The sequence below is a fragment of the Aneurinibacillus uraniidurans genome (genome assembly GCF_028471905.1).
Lineage (GTDB): Bacteria > Bacillota > Bacilli > Aneurinibacillales > Aneurinibacillaceae > Aneurinibacillus > Aneurinibacillus uraniidurans.
On record NZ_CP116902.1, the window covers coordinates 3,083,489 to 3,100,418 of the forward strand.

The following is a 16,930-nucleotide window of genomic DNA, read 5'->3' on the forward strand; positions in this document are numbered from 1 at the left end:
ACACGCAAAATACAGAGTGAATACATGATTTTGTGTAGTGTATATCTAATCCCCAATTAATTCTGCATCACAAAGTCAGCTTCCATGCTCTCGCCTTCTTTGAAGACACGCAACGTCTTATAATGCGTATTGCGCTGCGCTGGAATTTTACCTGCTTCACGGATCAGTTCGAGAATATGATTCGTGTTGACTTTATAAGTGCATGCCGCTGCCGATACAACGTTCTCCTCCATCATCGTCGAACCGAAGTCATTACAGCCGTATGACAGTGATTTCTTGCCGATTTCTGGTCCCATGGTTACCCAGGATGATTGGAAATTTGGGATATTATCGATCATTAGGCGAGAGATCGCCACATTCTTCAAGTACTGCTCCGGCGTCTGCTTCTCTGCCTTCATGTTCGTATTATCCGGCTGGAATGTCCAGGAGATAAACGCCAGGAAGCCAGGACCTACCTCTTTCATCTCATCCTGCGCTTCGCGAATGCGCATCAGATGCAGCACCCGCTCTTCCATCGATTCACCGAATCCAATCACCATTGTTGCAGTTGTAGACATCCCAACGCGGTTAGCGATCTTCATCGTATCAATCCACTGCTGCCACGGGCCTTTCAAGCGGCTGATTTTTTGGCGTGTACGGTCATCAAGAATTTCCGCACCGGCACCTGGCAAAGAGTCCAGTCCCGCCGCATGCAATTCACGCAGCACTTGCTCTACCGGAAGCTTGGACACTTCCGCAATTTTGAGCACTTCTGCTACTGACAGCGAATGCATATGAATCGTCGAAAATCGCTTCTTAATGCCGCGCAGTAGATCGGTATAATACTCAAGCGGCAGATCCGGATTTGTACCACCCTGCATCAAAATTTCTGTTCCCTGCACATCGAGTGTTTCCTGGATTTTCTGGAACACGTCCTCATCTGGTAACACATACGCCTCTTTTGAACCCGGTGCACGGTAAAAGGCACAGAATCGGCAGTACGTATCACAAACGTTTGTATAGTTAATATTCCGGCCAATCACAAATGTCGTAATCGGTTCCGGATGCCATTTCAGCATGATTTGGTTAGCATAATGCCCCATTTTTTCGATTTCATCGCTTTCATACAGACGAAGTCCGTCTTCTAAGCCAAGACGCTCACCTGCAAGCGCACGTTCTAGTATGCGGTCAATTGACACACTGCATCCCTCCAAGCACGGTGTAAACACTTCTTTCATGGTAACATAAAGCCCCCTGCTTGCCTATACATACACGCAGGGGGCCTTTGCTTATCTATTCAGCGAATCCAATTTCTTCATACACTTCCGGCTGCCAGTGAATGACACAGCGTTCTAACGGAAGATTGATTTCTCGCATCCCATTCGGACGTCCGTTAAAATAAATAATCTCGGATAGCACGACCCGGCTGTCCTTAATCTGTACTTCCCCTTTTAACTGTTGCATCTTGCCATCCATCCCGTAAAAATGAACTTCTCCCGTTCCCAGTGTCTTCATTCGTTCCTCCCCTGCCGTTTGTGCGGACTTATGAATCTAAGACTTATCAACCATACTATAATGACTATTATACCAGATAAAATGGGAGTTTTTTCAATACTATTTTTTATCAATTTTTCTTTTCGATTCTACTTAGGCGGCGATTTCGTCCATCCACCCGGTATGCATCTGTATAATATCGAATACGTTCCATGATTCGCATCGCTTTTAGCTGCTCGACCCCCGCTTTCTGGGAGTAGGCTAGATGTTCTTCCAGCTGATCGAGCGTATAGTTCGAGGTATACAACACCGGGAGATTCTCACTCACTCGATACTGGAGAATCGCACCAAGTATTTCATCACGTGCCCATGGCGAAAGCGTTTCGGCCCCGATGTCATCAAGAATGAGCACCGGTACCTCCTTAAGCACCTGGATTTTTTCTGCGACAGTATTATCCTGAAGAGCATCTTTGATCTCTCGGAAAAAATCTGGCGTATATACCATTAACGATGCCAGTCCGCGCTCCGCTAGCTTTCGAGCCGCTGCGGCCATCATGTAGCTTTTACCCACGCCGAATGGACCGTAAAAATAGAGTCCCTTCGTTCCTTCTTTACCCGGTTGCACGCTCATACAGAAGGAAACGATCGCTTCAATGGCATCAACCCGCTGTAAGTCCCCCTCCAAATCGGCAAAAGATGCACCAAGTATTTCCCGTGGAATATGATGGGTGCGGATTAGCCGGGACCTCTCCTGCTGTTCCTGCTCGACGGTATACAGTTTGCACGGTGTATGACGCACTTCAAGGGAACGACCTGTCCAGTCAAGCATCGCTTGGTGTCCACGCAGCAAATTTGGACAGGCTGCAAATCCCGGACAACGCTGGCAAGAAGCCGCTTCTTCCACTGCCTGGCGTACCCGACTTAGTGAGCGAACGATGTGAACCGTCTCGATTTCTGGATGTTGCTTACGAATCGCCTGCACTTCTTCCGTCTCCATCGCCTCCTGCACCATGTCGTCAAATGATTGTCCACCCGATGTAGGAAAAGCGGATAACAATTTGTGCAACTCCCGCATCTACTTCTCCTCCTTCCCTTGATCTTTTGCTTGTTCCATTGCCTTTAACATCTCTGCAATCCGCTGTTTTTTGCGCTCATACTCAACCGGGTCATCGGCTGTTTCACTCCCAACAGGCGTACTCACTTCCTGCTTCTGACGCTCCAACTGTTCGCGAATATGTTCTGGCACATTATCCTTACGCACTTGATTGCGTTTCGTTGCGGCTTTCTCTCCCGCTGATTTTCGCGTACTGCGCCCATTCGATGCTTGCTTGCGTTCAAGGTGCATCTGACGTGCCTGCTGCTGTGCTTCCTGCACAGTCGTAATGTTGCTTCGCTTCCAATGCCCCGCAATCTTGTAAATTAACTCTTTCGGCAACTGACCATTATGCGTGATCATCACATACTCCAGCAACACATTCACCACACCTGGCGGTAGCTGGTAATTTGCAAGTAGTTCTTCGACAATTTTCTGATCGGCTGGGGCAATTTTTCCACCCTTCTGATACTGCTCCATCAGTTGAAACGGCGAAAGCGAGGATAGCCTCAACGCATGGCTCTCCCGTTCGGAAAGCTCCACCTGTGCCGTTTCCTGTGCCACTTTCTCTGCCGGACGCAACGATTCTTCATCACGCGATAAAATCTGAGGCGCACGCCCTTGTTCGCGGCGATACCAGTCTTTTATAAGCCGACGCAGCGCATCAATATTAATCTCATCGTATTCAATGACCGCAGGCTCTAGCAAGAAGCGTCCCATGATTTCACTGTCTATGTTATAAAGAAACGCAAGACTCGCTAGCTCAGTTCGCACAGCCGAAGTAAATAAGTTTTCTTTCTTCACCATTTTCGGTAGGACCGCCGCCAGAAACTCATAATCAAGCTCTGTCTTCTGATATTTGCGACCAGCAGGCTCCTGTTCTACAAATGTATCAAGCGGACTCTCTTTCTCAGTCTGATGCAGGAACTCAGCTGTTTCTGTACCGACACCTACGATCAACTCACTCGGTGATACGTGTTGAAACACTTCATCGAATGCTTTCGTAACACGCAGACGAGCACGGTCGGCCGGAATACGATGTTCATCAGACGGTGAAAAGTGACGTCGTAGCTTACGGTAGTATTCCTTCCCGACACGGTTTAACAGCATAATGCCCAGCGTATCATCCTGAAAAAAAGCATGCGGTGCATACGGTGGCTGTAGTTCATATTCAAGCAAGCGCTCTTCCTCATTCGCAGACTTGTACACTTCCAGAAGCCCGATTGCTTCAAGCTGGTGCCGCGCCTTTATAATCGTAGGAAGCGGCATCCCCATCGTGACCATCAAACCGTAATGGCTGCTCTGTACCGACATAAAATTAGCCGGGGTGCTCTGATGATACAATGTCTGATACAGCGCAACCGGAAGCGCCCTGAGCAATGGCTGATACAAATGAACAATATACCCAATCTCAGCTGCACTAATCGGGCGCTTCACCCGTACAACATAGGGATCTGCCGGGACCGTTTCTTTCCACTTCACTGCGCATCCCTCCCTACAAACATTCTTTTATGACATAACCAGTTCAATAGTATCAAATCGCTCTGGAATCACGGTGTCAAGATCAAGTTCTTCCTGGATCGTCTGGGCAAATTTCTTACGCACATCTGGCTCCCCATGAACAACAATGACTTTTTTCGGTTTTTTTGTAAACCCGCTAAGCCAGCTAAGCAATCCATCCCGATCGGCGTGCGCAGAAAATCCTTCAATCATGTGAACATGCGCAGCCACCTTATAATCCCGACCAAAAATCCGCACATGCCGCGCCCCATCTACAATACGCCGTCCGAGTGTCCCTGGCGCTTGATAACCAACAAACACAACATGCGACTTCGGACGCCAAATATGGTGACGCAAATGGTGCTTAATGCGACCTGCTTCACACATGCCACTCGATGAGATAATCATCGCGCCGCTCGTTACCCGGTTTAGACGCTGCGACTCTTCTCTAGTCTCAACAAATACAAGCCCCGGAAGTGCAAGTGGGTCCATCCCCCGCCGAATGTATTCCTGACTTTCTTCATCAAATACATCCTCATGATGGCGGAATACACGCGTCGCTTCGATCGCAAGCGGACTGTCGATAAACACAGGCATTGGTTTAATTGTACCATGCTCCAATAACTCCGTAAGTTCGTAAATAATCTCCTGCGTCCGTCCTACAGAGAAGGAAGGAATAATGATGGTCCCCCCTTCCTCCTGAACACGCTGTACAATGCTGCCAAGCTTTTGTCTACGATCCGTAGTGTGATCATGCAAACGATCTCCATACGTAGATTCAATAAACACATAATCCGCTTCTGCAATCCACGCTGGATCTTTCACAATCGCCTGGCCTCGACTGCCGAGATCACCGGAAAACACAACCTTACACGTTTTCCCCTCTTCTATCTCAACCCACAGCTCAATGATAGCCGAACCAAGAACATGCCCGGCATCTTGCAGGCGCACCTGCACGCCTGGCACAACCTCATACATTTCATCATAACCAATCCCCAAAAAGCGCGACAGAGCGCGTCGTCCATCTTCTTCTGTATAAAGCGGCCCAATACGACGTGCAGTCTTTGCCCCTTTCTTCTTACGGTTACGTCGCTCTGCTTCCACCTCCTGAATGTGACCGCTATCAGGTAACAAAATGGAGCACAGCTCAGCCGTAGAGTGCGTACAAATTACCTGCCCGCGAAACCCATCCCGGCACAGCTTCGGAATTAACCCGCTATGGTCGATATGTGCATGCGTCAGCACGACAGCATCGATCTCATCTATGGCAAACGCAAATGGCTCTCGATTTCGTTCCTCAATCTCTCCACTTCCCTGAAACATCCCGCAGTCAATTAAGATACGAGATTCACCTGCTGTAAGCAAGTAACATGAACCGGTTACGGTACCGGCTCCCCCTAAACACTGTATGTTCATCCTCATCCCTGTCCTGTTCTAAAGAATGACCCTGCACGCGGCAGGGTCATTCTTTCTTTTTGTTATGTTTAAGCAAGTCTTCTAATTCCTTCACAAAAACATTAATATCTTTGAACTGCCGATATACAGATGCAAAGCGGACATATGCCACCTCATCGACTTCATACAGCGCACTCATGACCAGCTCGCCTACATCCTTACTGTGGACTTCCGCCTGGCCGCAGTTGCGCAATTCCCGCTCGATTCGATCGACAATTCCTTCAAGCGTCTCAAGCGGAACCGGGCGCTTCTCGCAAGCGCGAATCATCCCACGCAAAATTTTATCCCGGCTAAATTCTTCCCGCACCCCGTCCTTTTTGATGACAAGAAGCGGTGTTTCTTCAACGACTTCAAACGTCGTAAAACGGCGCTGACACTCTTCGCACTCCCGGCGCCTGCGAATCGATTTGTTATCATTTACAGGACGTGAGTCGAGTACCCGCGTTCCGTTATGCATACAGTACGGACATCGCATGTCATCAACCCCAATATCATGGTACTTTCCCATTAGTTTGTCCTAGAAATTTGCTTACGTCAAGTGTGTACCAAAAGAAAAGGGAGCCAGATTGGCTCCCTTTGTTACAACTATATGCTTACACAGTCACTTCTTCTTTTTTTTTCGCATTTGCAGCAGCTGATACGTGCTTAGCAAGGTCGAGAACACGGCAAGAATAGCCCCACTCGTTGTCATACCATGCCAGAACTTTTACCTGGCGAGTTCCCATTACCATCGTAGACAGACCATCTACAATCGAAGAGTTCTCATTTCCGTTGAAATCAGCCGATACGAGCGGCTCATCTGTGTAGCCAAGAATGCCTGTCATGCTGCCTTCGCTTGCTTCACGAAGCACACGATTTACCTCTTCTACCGTTACGTCTTTCTTCACGTTCACTACAAGATCGACAACGGATACGTTCGGCGTTGGCACGCGGAGCGAGAAGCCATTCAGCTTGCCTTGCAGTTGCGGAAGTACGAGACCAACCGCACGTGCTGCCCCTGTAGAAGTCGGGATGATTGCCTGTCCGCACGCACGAGCACGACGCAGGTCTTTATGTGGATTATCAAGGTTTTTCTGATCGTTTGTGTAAGAGTGAATCGTTGTCATCATACCAGATTCAATGCCAAACGCTTGATCAAGAACTTTAGCTACTGGAGCCAGGCAGTTCGTTGTGCACGATGCATTGGATACAATTGTGTGCTTCTCATAGTCATACACATCTTGGTTTACACCCATTACGATTGTCGCTTCGACTTCTTTACCTGGAGCTGTAATAACAACTTTTTTCGCACCAGCTTGAATATGTTTGCCTGCGCCTTCCATATCCTTGAACTTACCTGTCGCTTCGATTACGATTTCAACATCAAGCTCTTTCCAAGGAAGATTCGCTGGATCACGGTCTGATACAACCTTTGTTACTTTTCCGTTTACGATGATTGTGTCATCTTTTGTTTCAATTTTATCAGCAATGTTGCCGTGAATTGTGTCATACTTAATCAGGTGAGCAAGCGTTTCAACAGGATAGCTTGCATTGATCGCTACTACTTCAATCTCCGGATCCTGGATGGCTTTGCGAAATACCATCCGTCCAATACGTCCAAATCCATTAATGGCAATACGTGTCGTCATTAATTATGTTCCCCTTCCGGATATGTTCCACACTATTTACATGTCTTTATTATAATAAGTATGTCACTATTTGCAATACGTCCGCACAAATTCTTTAATTTAATAATTTTCTGAAAATAAAAGGGCCTTTCACATAGTAGTGAAAGGTTCAAAATTCTCCATCATAAATCTTAGCGTATCGCTGTTTGTAGTATATCGCACGCTGTACGTAATGTCTCGTCTCCCCGAACGGAATATTACTCACCGTTTCAAGGCGACCGTCCCATTTCCCTTGTTCTAGCCAGCGCTTTACATTCCCCGGCCCGGCGTTGTACGCTGCAAGCACTGCATATGGATTACGCTCAAACATCTCATACAAAAACGAAATATACCATGTCCCAAGCATGATATTTACTTCTGGCTCGTCCAAATACTCAGATGCCATAGGAGAAAGCTTAGCCTGCTTGATCGCCCAGTCTGCTGTAGATGGCATGACCTGCATAAGTCCGACTGCACCTTTTTTAGAAATGCGCTTTTTGTCAAACTTCGATTCAATCTGAATCACCGCCATAATCAAATAGGGATCCACATTATACTGGCTAGCTGACTTCCGAATTTCTTCTTTATAATACACCGGGTACATCAACTTCCATGTCCACGGCATATCAAGCAGAATAAAAATCACAAGTAACGTGGCAAATAACGCCCATTTTTTGCGTGTCATCCATTTCATCTGCGCTGCTCGTCCTCTATACGCAGCCGCTTCACCAGTTCATCCACTTGTCGCTCTGTCTCGATCAGCGTACCGCTGTTGTCAATCACATTATGTGCGCGTGCTACCTTTTCTGCTATTGGCATCTGCGAGGCAATTCGTCTGCATGCCTCTTCATCCGAAAACCCGTTACGTGCCATTAAGCGCGCAAGCTGCTGTTCTTCTGTACACGAGACAACAACAATCCGCTCGACCATATGCTCAAGCTTTGATTCATACAGCAGAGGAATATCAAGCACAATCAAGCGAATACCTTCCTGCTCCGCTTCATCGGCCAGCTCCCGCATCCGACTTCGTACAGCCGGATGGACAATTCCATTCAATACACGCCGCGCTTCTTCATCGGTAAAGACGATCTGTCCAAGCTTGGTACGATCAATCTGCCGATCCGACAGCAAAATATCTTGTCCAAAATAATCGACAATAAGAGACCAAGCAGCTTCGCCTGGTCGAACAACTTCGCGTGCAATTACGTCTGCATCAATAATACGAGCCCCGCGCTCTGCTAACATGCGAGACACCGTACTTTTGCCGCAGGCGATGCTCCCGGTCAATCCAATCCTCATCGTTCTCCTCTCTCTCTTACAACAATTTAAAAAGTCCGCACAGAATAAGCAGAATGCCAGGCATATACGTCATTCGCTTCATCCACCTGGCATTCGCATAAACAAATCCGAGTTTAAGACCCGATAAAATAAACACACAGCTCGCCACACCGATCAGTAACGCTGTCAGCCATGGTGTATACCCCATCAGTGCAGCTCCAATTCCGGCCCCAAATGCATCGAGTGACAACGCTAATCCAAGAAACATTGCTTCTACCCCAGAAATCGTCCCGGAGTGATCAAGGTCAGCTTTTGTAGGCCGTTTCAAAATTTGAATCACAAGCCCGAGGGATTTAATCTCGATCGCCAGTACAGACTGCGGATTCGCTCCATCTGCAACAGGGGTCGGCTCTTCCTCCGCTTCTGCACTGCTATTTTGCTGCCTGCGGATGTTATACATCGCCCACAGCCCAATTCCAATTAGAATCGTCCCTCCGATGTAATGCGTAACTGACGGTGCCAAAAAATACGCCAACCAGCCCCCAATATACATCGCAACTAAAATAACAAAAGCTGAGCATGCCGTAATAATCACAACGGAATGCACCGGAATTTTAATCCGCCGCATTCCATATGTGATACCAACACCGAATCCGTCAATGCTGACGGCGATCGCAAGCATCAGTAGCGAAAAAATGTGAAGCACCCGTTGTTCCCCCTTCCCCAAATCAGCCTGGTCATATATAGGCGCTTCCTACACTATATGAAAGGGGTATGCAGAGGTGCTTATGAGTTTCGTGACTGGCAATTCGGACAAGTGTGCGTCCCGCGTCCGCCGACTACTGATTTTTCAATCGGCGCACCACAAATGATGCACGGCTCACCGGTACGGCCATATGCTTTAAGTATATGCTGAAAATTCCCCGATTCCCCCTGTCCGTTCACATAGGACTTAATGGAAGAACCACCTAATTCAATCGACTGCTCAAGAATGATAATAATGTGCTGGTGCAGAAGCTTCCACTGCTCATCGGTCAACTCAGCTGGAAGTTTTTCTGGATGTACGCCTGCTGCGAATAACACCTCATCAACATATATATTCCCAAGCCCGACTACAATTTCCTGATTTAGCAGAAGGGGCTTAATTTTTGTCCGGCGGTGGGCCATGCGCTGCTTTAGTTCATCCGGTGTAAAAGCCGGATCAAACGGCTCAAGCCCAAGCTTATGAAGCGGCGGTCCCGCTTCCTCTAAGCCAAGTGGGAACAAATGCATCGTACCAAACGTGCGCACATCCCGATAACGCAATTCCGTCCCATCTGTAAAGTGAAAAATAACATGTGTATGTTTCTCTACTTCTTCGTCTGCCCGATACAGTCCATAGCGACCTTCCATACGCAAATGAGATACGAGCACGACATTATCCATATAAAACAACAGAAACTTTCCACGGCGGCCCATACGATGGATCCTCTGTCCTCTAAGTTCCTCTACAAACTGTCTCACATCATCCGGTGCTTTAATCATACGTGGAAGTCCGACTGTCACATCTGCAATCTGCTTACCCACCACAAGGCGGGCAAGCGTACGCCGAACCGTTTCTACTTCTGGTAATTCCGGCATGTGTATCCTTCTTTCCTGTTATTTCGCTTCATACCAGCTTGGTCCATCGTTTACATCGACTTTAAGTGGAACGTCAAGTTCAAGCGCACTCTCCATCACTTCAGGAACAAGGCGGCGCATCACGTCAAGTTCGTGTTCCGGCACTTCAAAAATGAGCTCATCGTGTACCTGAAGAAGCATCCGGCTTGCAAGCTTCGCTTCGTCCATTCGCTTCGCCATATTCACCATCGCTAATTTAATAATATCAGCCGCGGTTCCTTGAATCGGTGTATTCATTGCTGTTCGTTCAGCAAAGCTGCGCAAATTGAAGTTACGACTGTTAATATCAGGTAAATAACGACGACGTGAAAGTAGTGTCGTCACATAGCCCGCTTTTTTCGCATCCTGCACACTTGTTTCCATATATCGTTTTACACCCTGGAATACCGCAAAATAGCGTTCAATGAACTCAGCGGCCTGCTTACGGGTAATATTTAAATTCTGTGACAATCCATAGTCACTAATGCCGTAGACAATTCCGAAATTCACAGCCTTTGCCTGACGCCGCATCAACGATGTCACATCTTCTTGTGATACACCGAATACATCAGCCGCTGTTCGGGTATGAATGTCGGCTCCTTCCCGGAACGCCTCAATCAAATTCTCATCCTTGGCAATGTGGGCGAGAATACGCAGTTCAATCTGCGAATAATCGGCAGAAAGAATATACCAACCTGGCTCTGACGGCACGAATGCCTGCCGAATACGGCGACCTTCTTCGAGTCGAATTGGGATGTTTTGTAGGTTTGGCTCAGTACTACTCAGACGCCCCGTTGCCGTTACAGCTTGGTTAAATGACGTATGGATTTTGCCTGTATCTTCGCGGATTTCTTTTTTCAACCCTTCAATATACGTAGACTGCAATTTACCCAGCTGACGGAATTCAAGAATGAGCGGAATAATTTCATGTGTATGCTCCAGCTTTTCCAGTACGTCCGCACTTGTCGAGTAACCAGTCTTTGTTTTTTTATAGACGGGAAGTTGTAATTTATCAAATAAAATTTCGCCCAGCTGTTTTGGAGAATTAATATTAAACTCCACGCCTGCTAGCTCATAAATGCGGGCTGTTAGTGAAGACAGCTTCTCAAGAAGTGCCTCTCCCATCTCATCCAAACGTGCGCGATCTACCCGTACACCGCGCCGCTCCATATCACCCAGCACGGTCGCAAGCGGCAGTTCGAGATCATAGAACAGCTCACACACATTCTCTTCTTTCATCTCCTGCTCCATCCGATCATGCAAACGGTAGATCGCATCCGCTTTGCGCACGATATGCAAACCAAGTGTATCTTCTTCCGGAATCCGGCGTTTTGCTCCCTTGCCGTATACTGCCTCATCAGACGGAAGCCCCATCTGATAGCGAGCTGCGATATCGCTTAGTTGATGGTTCGTTTCAGACGGATTGCTCACATATGAAGCAAGCATCGCATCAAAACAAATTCCTTCCAGCTTGATGTTTTGCCATGCTAATGCTACCTGACTACGCTTGGCGTCATACACCCACTTCTTCTGAGTAGGATCTGCTAACCAGTCCATAAGCGCGGACCAGTTCATCTCTGCAAACGGTACATACAGACGAACATCTTCTCCAGCAATTCCGAGACCGAGCACAGGGGCACCATGATAATTGTCTCCATCCACTTCGACACTTACCACCATCGGAGAACTAAGCTTTGCTCCCCACTCATCCCGATTCGCTTCCGTAATCGTTACATATGTGATTTCCTCACCGTCTGCTGTCCCGCTCTCATTCGCTTCCATTTCATTCATGCCCAGCCGCTCAAGCAAGGATTTAAAAGCAAAGCGCTCGAATATAGGCGCAACCCGCTCCGCTTCATACGCTGCATATGCTGTATTTTCTAGCGTAATCGCAAGCGGTGCCTCACGAAGAATCGTGGCTAGCTGTTTGCTCATACGTGCATCCTCTGCATGTGCTGCGATTTTTTCCTGTAGTTTCTTTCCTTTCACTTCCGATGCATGAGCAAGCACCTCTTCCACTGTGCCGAATTCATGCAACAGCTTGAGAGCTGTCTTCTCTCCTACCCCTGGAATACCCGGGATATTGTCAGATGTATCCCCCATTAATCCTTTCAAATCAATAATCTGCACTGGCGTAAGCTGGTACTTGTCCATAATTTCCTGTGGTGAATACAGCTCAGTTTCACTAATCCCTTTGCGTGTCAAGGCGACTTTGGTCCGATCAGATACAAGCTGTAACATGTCTTTGTCACCTGATACAATGAGCGTACCATATCCGTTTGCTTCTGCCTGTGCAGACAGGGTGCCGATAATATCATCTGCCTCGTAGCCGGACAGCTCATAATGGGCAATGCCGAACGCATCGAGCAGTTCTTTCATAAGCGGAAACTGTCCAGATAGCTCACCCGGTGTTTTCTGACGTGTTCCTTTATACTCTTTATACTCTTCTGTACGAAATGTGACTTTGCCGGCATCAAAAGCGACCAGTACATGGGTAGGCTTTTCTTCTTCTAGTACACGCATGAGCATCATCGTAAATCCATATACTGCATTCGTATATAGTCCTTCGCTGTTCGTTAGCAATGGAAGGGCATAAAACGCACGATTGGCAATGCTGTTCCCGTCAATAATGATTAATTTTTTTTCCATTCAACCACGTCCCATCTCTTTCCCATTCGAAAGTATGTATGGTGTTATCATACCATACACTTTTTGTTGAATCGACAACGTGTGGTGGTGAGGGAGTGGGAGAAGGGAGGAGCCGTTCGTTTCGGTACGCTTTCAGAGGAGTGGGGACTGTCCGCTCCAGGAGCCCGGCGAACTGGCCCACAAAGAAAAGCCTATGATGTTAATTCATTGAAGGGTTGCGGGCAAAGGCTCGTTCGCCGTTCTCCCTCCGCTGAGTAGGCGCGTACAGGCACTCTCTTGCTCCTCCCTCCTCCCTTCTCCCACTCCCCGCACAACGTCTCGATTTACAAAAAAACGTGATGCCAGAACTAATTCTCTCGAGCCGCAACTGACTTCTTGAAAGCCTGCTTTCTCTATTTTTTACCTACATAGCAAAGCTTAGCCTCTTGATATACTTGATGGTATTTAACCAGAGTGTGCAAGGAGCGGGATCGGGCGGGGCAGCGGAATGCCTGTGCGCGATCTCTCAGCAGAAGGGGCTAGGCGAACGGGCCTTTGCCCATAATACTTCGATGCGAATACATCGCGGGCATCTTTTATGGGCGAGTTCGGCTGGCCCCTGGAGCGGTCAGTCTTAACTTCTTTGTAAGCGTACCTAAATGACGAGGTCCCGTCCGATTCCGCTCCTCCACCACACTTTGGAGAAAACCAATCTCAAGAAAAGAAAGAGGCTATCTCATTCGCCATGTTACAGCGTTTGAGATAGCCTCTTCGAAATCGCTCTTTCTCGTGTTTTCCTATTTCGTTACATTCACAAACGGTACCGCACCACCTGTTGTGCTTGGCAGCTTGCCGTCCCATTTCTCAATAGCTTTTAATTGTGCTTCGATCTCACGCAGCTTTACAAGCTCTGGCGTCACTTCCTGCTTCTGCAAACGCAGAGCAGCAGCCGCTGCTTCGGCCTGTGTAATCGTCTGCTCTTTCTCAATCTTAATGCGGTTAAGATCAAGATTTGATTTCAGTGCCTGTTGTTCCGCAATTTGCTTCTGTTCGATCGCTTTATTGAATTCATCACTGAACTTAAATTCAGTAATATTAATTTCATCGAGTACCATATGATACGTAGCCAATTTCTTGGCGAGAAGTTCTTTTACCTGCTGGCTTACCTCGGAACGCTTGGAAATGAGCTGTTCAGCCGTGTAACGAGCGGTAACTGCCTTTAATGCTTCTCCAATGGCCGGGTCAACGATCCGACTTTTGAAATCAAGCCCTACATTTTGATATAGCTTGTTGGCATGACTCGGGTCAATATGGAAGTTAACAGCCATAGTTGTTGTCACAATCTGCAAGTCTTTCGAAGCAGCAGATGCCTGGCTCTCGGCTTTCTGCACCCGTACCTCCATCGGAACAACCGTCTGGATAAACGGAATCTTAAAATGCAATCCTTCTTCAAACAGTCGATCCTGTACCGCTCCAAGCTGAACGATGATTCCTCTTGTGCCCGGCTGCACGACTGTAAACGCCTGCGAAAGCAATCCAAGTATAAGAACGGTAGGAATTCCCCACTTTATTGCCTTGTTGACACCAGGTGGTCTCTCCTCCATATTCACAACATTACTGCTCATTCTGTCTCCCCCTCTATGTTATATTTTACCGTTACATACGCAGGGATCACACAAAGGTTTCAAGAATGTTCAGTCTGATGCTTAGGAAGCCGCACCGTGAATACCGAGCCTTCCTCTTCACGACTTTCTACCGTAATCGTACCATGATGAGACTCAACGAGATGCTTAACAATGGCAAGACCGAGCCCCGTTCCACCAGACTCCCGGGAACGCGCCTTATCAACACGATAGAACCGCTCAAAAATGCGCGCCAAATGCTCAGCGGGAATCCCAATTCCTGTATCACTCACTTTGAGTTCGACCTGGTTCACTCCGTCATCTTCTACTGTAATCGTTACCTCTCCACCTTCTGGCGTATACAGAATAGCATTGCTGACGAGATTCAGTACGACCTGCTGTAGACGATCTCGATCTCCATCAAGTACACATGTAGTGGAAGGTGGGAGATAAATCGTAATATCGCGAGAACGCGCCTCTTCCCGTACAAGGCGCACTGTCTCATGCGCTAGCTGCACAAGGTCAACCTTTTCAAATTTGAGCGGCATTTTTTTCTGCTCGATTTTGGATAGGTCAAGAATGTCCGTAACAAGACGGTTCAAGCGATCGCTTTCCTCATTAATAATGGTCAAGAACGTCCGACTAATCTCTGGGTCCTCTAACGCTCCATCAAGAAGCGTCTCCGAAAACCCTTTAATGGACGTAATCGGCGTACGCAGTTCATGTGATACATTCGCGACAAACTCGCTGCGCATTTTTTCCAGACGGCGAATGGATGTAATATCATGAAGAAGTACAATGACGCCTTTCACATGTCCGTCTTCACTGGCATATGCCCCGAGGTGAACATCCAAAATACGTTCTTCCGGATAATACAAATGAACTTCTTCTCGCATTTTCCCCCCGGTTTCAAAGCAGCGGTCAATAAACATACTAAGTCCGGAATTTTTACCTACCTCTTGATGCAGATGTCCAATATACTTTCGAACATCGTGGCCCAGAATTTCCTCGACTGCGACATTCATCATCACAATCCGGCGCGTTTCACTAATGAGCATCACACCACTGACCATGTTGTTCAAAATGCCTTCCAGCCGCTTCTCATTTTCCTGAATCGCTGACATCTGCTGTTCGAGACTGAGCGCCATCGAATTGATTGCCTGCGCAAGCTGCCCGATCTCTCCCTTCGCACGGGTTGCAATTCGGCTTCGGAATTGCTTGCGCGTAATATCACGGGCTACACGGGTAATCTCTTCGATTGGCTGTGTAATACTTTTCGTAATACGCGTACTTATAAAACTGTACAGCAGAAGTACAAGTACGAGCACCCCTGTAAGACTTAACCACAGATTGCGTACCGTTCCCTGCACTTTCGTAATTTTAATGGCAATGCGAACAAGCCCTTCAAGCTTCCCATCCTGCTTTAACGGAACTGCTACGTACATCATGTCGTAATTCATCGTTGCACTATAACGGATCGCATGTCCGGTTCCCGTTCGAAGCGCTTCCCGAATCTCTGGTCGGTTCAGGTGATTCGGCAGCGTAGCAGGCGAATGATCGGAATCAGAAAGTACTTTTCCGTTCTGTGCTAGCACCGTAATACGCGCTCCGAGCTGATCCGCAAACTGCTTCATTCTGATGCCCAGCACATCTGGTTTCTTGTACAGTTGACCATATACAATATCGTCTGCAATTAAGTGAACTTCTGTTGTGAGGTGCTTCTCCAATACATCAATATAAATAGACTGCACCAACTTCGCTGTATAAATGCCCAGCGTTAATAAAAGCGATACAATAATTAATAAAAAAACAATGTTCAAACGAATGCGGAAGCTTTGCATGTTAGCCCTCTAACTTATAGCCCAATCCGCGCACGGTTTTTATATATTTAGGCTGCTTGGTATCTTCCTCAATTTTTTCCCGAAGATGGCTAATATGCACATCTACAATGCGAGAGTCTCCGACAAAATCATAATTCCAGACAGCATTCAACAGCTGATCGCGCGTCATGACTCGCCCTGGGTGAGCCGCCATATATTGCAAAAGCTCAAATTCTTTCGGTGTCAATTCAAGACGCCGGTCCCCAAAAAACACTTCGTATTTCTCTGGATAAATTCGAAGCTGGCCGAGTACAATTCCGTCTTCGGTCTCTGCTTCCTGCACATCTTTTTCTTGCGGCTGGCTGCGACGCAAAATAGCCTTAATGCGCGCAACAACTTCACGCGGGCTAAATGGCTTCGTCATATAATCGTCTGCACCAAGCTCAAGCCCAAGAATTTTATCAAATTCTTCATCTTTAGCAGTCAGCATTAAGACCGGTGTGTTGATTTTTTCCATGCGTAACGTTTTGCATACTTCCATGCCATCCATTCCTGGCAGCATAACATCCAATACAATAAGATCAAAGCTTTCTACTTTCGCCATTTTAATCGCCGTCAAGCCATCCATTGCCTTACTGACCTCGAATCCGGCTTTTTGCAAGTTAAATTCCAGCAGTGTCAAAATCGACTGCTCATCGTCTACAATTAATAATTTTCTCACACTCGACACCCTTAGTTTTCAAATTTCTCAAGCTCTTCTTTATGCTCATCATACCA

At 47.3% G+C, this 16,930-nt stretch carries 15 protein-coding genes; all 15 read right to left on the bottom strand.

Features of this window, described 5'->3' with window-relative positions; translation table 11 throughout:
• Positions 1-56: 56 nt before the first annotated feature.
• The gene (gene mqnC, locus PO771_RS15435; protein WP_272560566.1) at positions 57-1,217 is read right to left on the bottom strand and encodes a cyclic dehypoxanthinyl futalosine synthase; all 1,161 of its coding nucleotides are present in this window, start codon (positions 1,215-1,217) and stop codon (positions 57-59) included.
• Between the two features lie 55 nt (positions 1,218-1,272).
• Entirely contained in the window at positions 1,273-1,494 is a 222-nt protein-coding gene (locus tag PO771_RS15440) for a hypothetical protein (RefSeq protein ID WP_272560567.1), read from the bottom strand.
• A gap of 109 nt (positions 1,495-1,603) precedes the next feature.
• A complete protein-coding gene (gene dnaI, locus PO771_RS15445; RefSeq protein ID WP_272560568.1) occupies positions 1,604-2,548 on the bottom strand; it encodes a primosomal protein DnaI in 945 nt (314 codons plus the stop codon).
• Positions 2,549-4,048 (bottom strand): replication initiation and membrane attachment family protein, encoded by a 1,500-nt coding sequence (locus PO771_RS15450; RefSeq protein WP_272560569.1) that lies wholly within the window; start codon positions 4,046-4,048, stop codon positions 2,549-2,551.
• A gap of 27 nt (positions 4,049-4,075) precedes the next feature.
• Positions 4,076-5,482, bottom strand: coding sequence for an MBL fold metallo-hydrolase RNA specificity domain-containing protein (locus tag PO771_RS15455; protein WP_272560570.1), 1,407 nt, complete (start codon positions 5,480-5,482; stop codon positions 4,076-4,078).
• Positions 5,483-5,528: 46 nt separating this feature from the next.
• Positions 5,529-5,996: a transcriptional regulator NrdR gene (gene nrdR, locus PO771_RS15460; protein ID WP_272563189.1), complete on the bottom strand. Its 468-nt coding sequence runs from the start codon at positions 5,994-5,996 to the stop codon at positions 5,529-5,531.
• Positions 5,997-6,114: 118 nt separating this feature from the next.
• Positions 6,115-7,149 carry a glyceraldehyde-3-phosphate dehydrogenase gene (locus tag PO771_RS15465; RefSeq protein WP_272560571.1) on the bottom strand — a complete coding sequence of 345 codons (1,035 nt, stop codon included), beginning with the start codon at positions 7,147-7,149 and terminating at the stop codon, positions 6,115-6,117.
• A gap of 148 nt (positions 7,150-7,297) precedes the next feature.
• Positions 7,298-7,861 (bottom strand): lytic transglycosylase domain-containing protein, encoded by a 564-nt coding sequence (locus tag PO771_RS15470; RefSeq protein WP_272560572.1) that lies wholly within the window; start codon positions 7,859-7,861, stop codon positions 7,298-7,300.
• Positions 7,858-8,466 carry a dephospho-CoA kinase gene (coaE, locus tag PO771_RS15475; RefSeq protein WP_272560573.1) on the bottom strand — a complete coding sequence of 203 codons (609 nt, stop codon included), beginning with the start codon at positions 8,464-8,466 and terminating at the stop codon, positions 7,858-7,860. The genes PO771_RS15470 and coaE overlap by 4 nt, the downstream gene beginning before the upstream one ends.
• Before the next feature lie 16 nt (positions 8,467-8,482).
• Positions 8,483-9,151, bottom strand: coding sequence for a sporulation membrane protein YtaF (gene ytaF / locus PO771_RS15480; RefSeq protein WP_272560574.1), 669 nt, complete (start codon positions 9,149-9,151; stop codon positions 8,483-8,485).
• Between the two features lie 80 nt (positions 9,152-9,231).
• Positions 9,232-10,065, bottom strand: a complete 834-nt coding sequence (mutM, locus tag PO771_RS15485) for a DNA-formamidopyrimidine glycosylase (protein ID WP_272560575.1) — start codon at positions 10,063-10,065, stop codon at positions 9,232-9,234.
• Positions 10,066-10,083: 18 nt separating this feature from the next.
• Positions 10,084-12,732: a DNA polymerase I gene (gene polA, locus PO771_RS15490; protein ID WP_272560576.1), complete on the bottom strand. Its 2,649-nt coding sequence runs from the start codon at positions 12,730-12,732 to the stop codon at positions 10,084-10,086.
• 776 nt (positions 12,733-13,508) lie between these two features.
• A complete protein-coding gene (locus PO771_RS15495; RefSeq protein ID WP_422664957.1) occupies positions 13,509-14,336 on the bottom strand; it encodes a prohibitin family protein in 828 nt (275 codons plus the stop codon).
• A gap of 59 nt (positions 14,337-14,395) precedes the next feature.
• On the bottom strand, positions 14,396-16,174 hold the full coding sequence (gene pnpS, locus PO771_RS15500; protein WP_272560577.1) for a two-component system histidine kinase PnpS: 1,779 nt from the start codon (positions 16,172-16,174) through the stop codon (positions 14,396-14,398).
• Position 16,175: 1 nt separating this feature from the next.
• Positions 16,176-16,874: a response regulator transcription factor gene (locus PO771_RS15505; RefSeq protein ID WP_272560578.1), complete on the bottom strand. Its 699-nt coding sequence runs from the start codon at positions 16,872-16,874 to the stop codon at positions 16,176-16,178.
• Between the last annotated feature and the right edge of the window lie 56 nt (positions 16,875-16,930).

Excerpts from the sequence above, each read along its gene's own strand:
- polA (WP_272560576.1), bottom strand. The coding sequence starts at position 12,732 with ATGGAAAAAAAATTAATCATTATTGACGGGAACAGCATTGCCAATCGT.
- PO771_RS15440 (WP_272560567.1), bottom strand. The coding sequence starts at position 1,494 with ATGAAGACACTGGGAACGGGAGAAGTTCATTTTTACGGGATGGATGGC.
- pnpS (WP_272560577.1), bottom strand. The coding sequence starts at position 16,174 with ATGCAAAGCTTCCGCATTCGTTTGAACATTGTTTTTTTATTAATTATT.
- mutM (WP_272560575.1), bottom strand. The coding sequence starts at position 10,065 with ATGCCGGAATTACCAGAAGTAGAAACGGTTCGGCGTACGCTTGCCCGC.
- PO771_RS15470 (WP_272560572.1), bottom strand. The coding sequence starts at position 7,861 with ATGAAATGGATGACACGCAAAAAATGGGCGTTATTTGCCACGTTACTT.
- dnaI (WP_272560568.1), bottom strand. The coding sequence starts at position 2,548 with ATGCGGGAGTTGCACAAATTGTTATCCGCTTTTCCTACATCGGGTGGA.
- nrdR (WP_272563189.1), bottom strand. The coding sequence starts at position 5,996 with ATGCGATGTCCGTACTGTATGCATAACGGAACGCGGGTACTCGACTCA.
- coaE (WP_272560573.1), bottom strand. The coding sequence starts at position 8,466 with ATGAGGATTGGATTGACCGGGAGCATCGCCTGCGGCAAAAGTACGGTG.
- PO771_RS15495 (WP_422664957.1), bottom strand. The coding sequence starts at position 14,336 with ATGAGCAGTAATGTTGTGAATATGGAGGAGAGACCACCTGGTGTCAAC.
- PO771_RS15455 (WP_272560570.1), bottom strand. The coding sequence starts at position 5,482 with ATGAACATACAGTGTTTAGGGGGAGCCGGTACCGTAACCGGTTCATGT.
- mqnC (WP_272560566.1), bottom strand. The coding sequence starts at position 1,217 with ATGAAAGAAGTGTTTACACCGTGCTTGGAGGGATGCAGTGTGTCAATT.
- PO771_RS15465 (WP_272560571.1), bottom strand. The coding sequence starts at position 7,149 with ATGACGACACGTATTGCCATTAATGGATTTGGACGTATTGGACGGATG.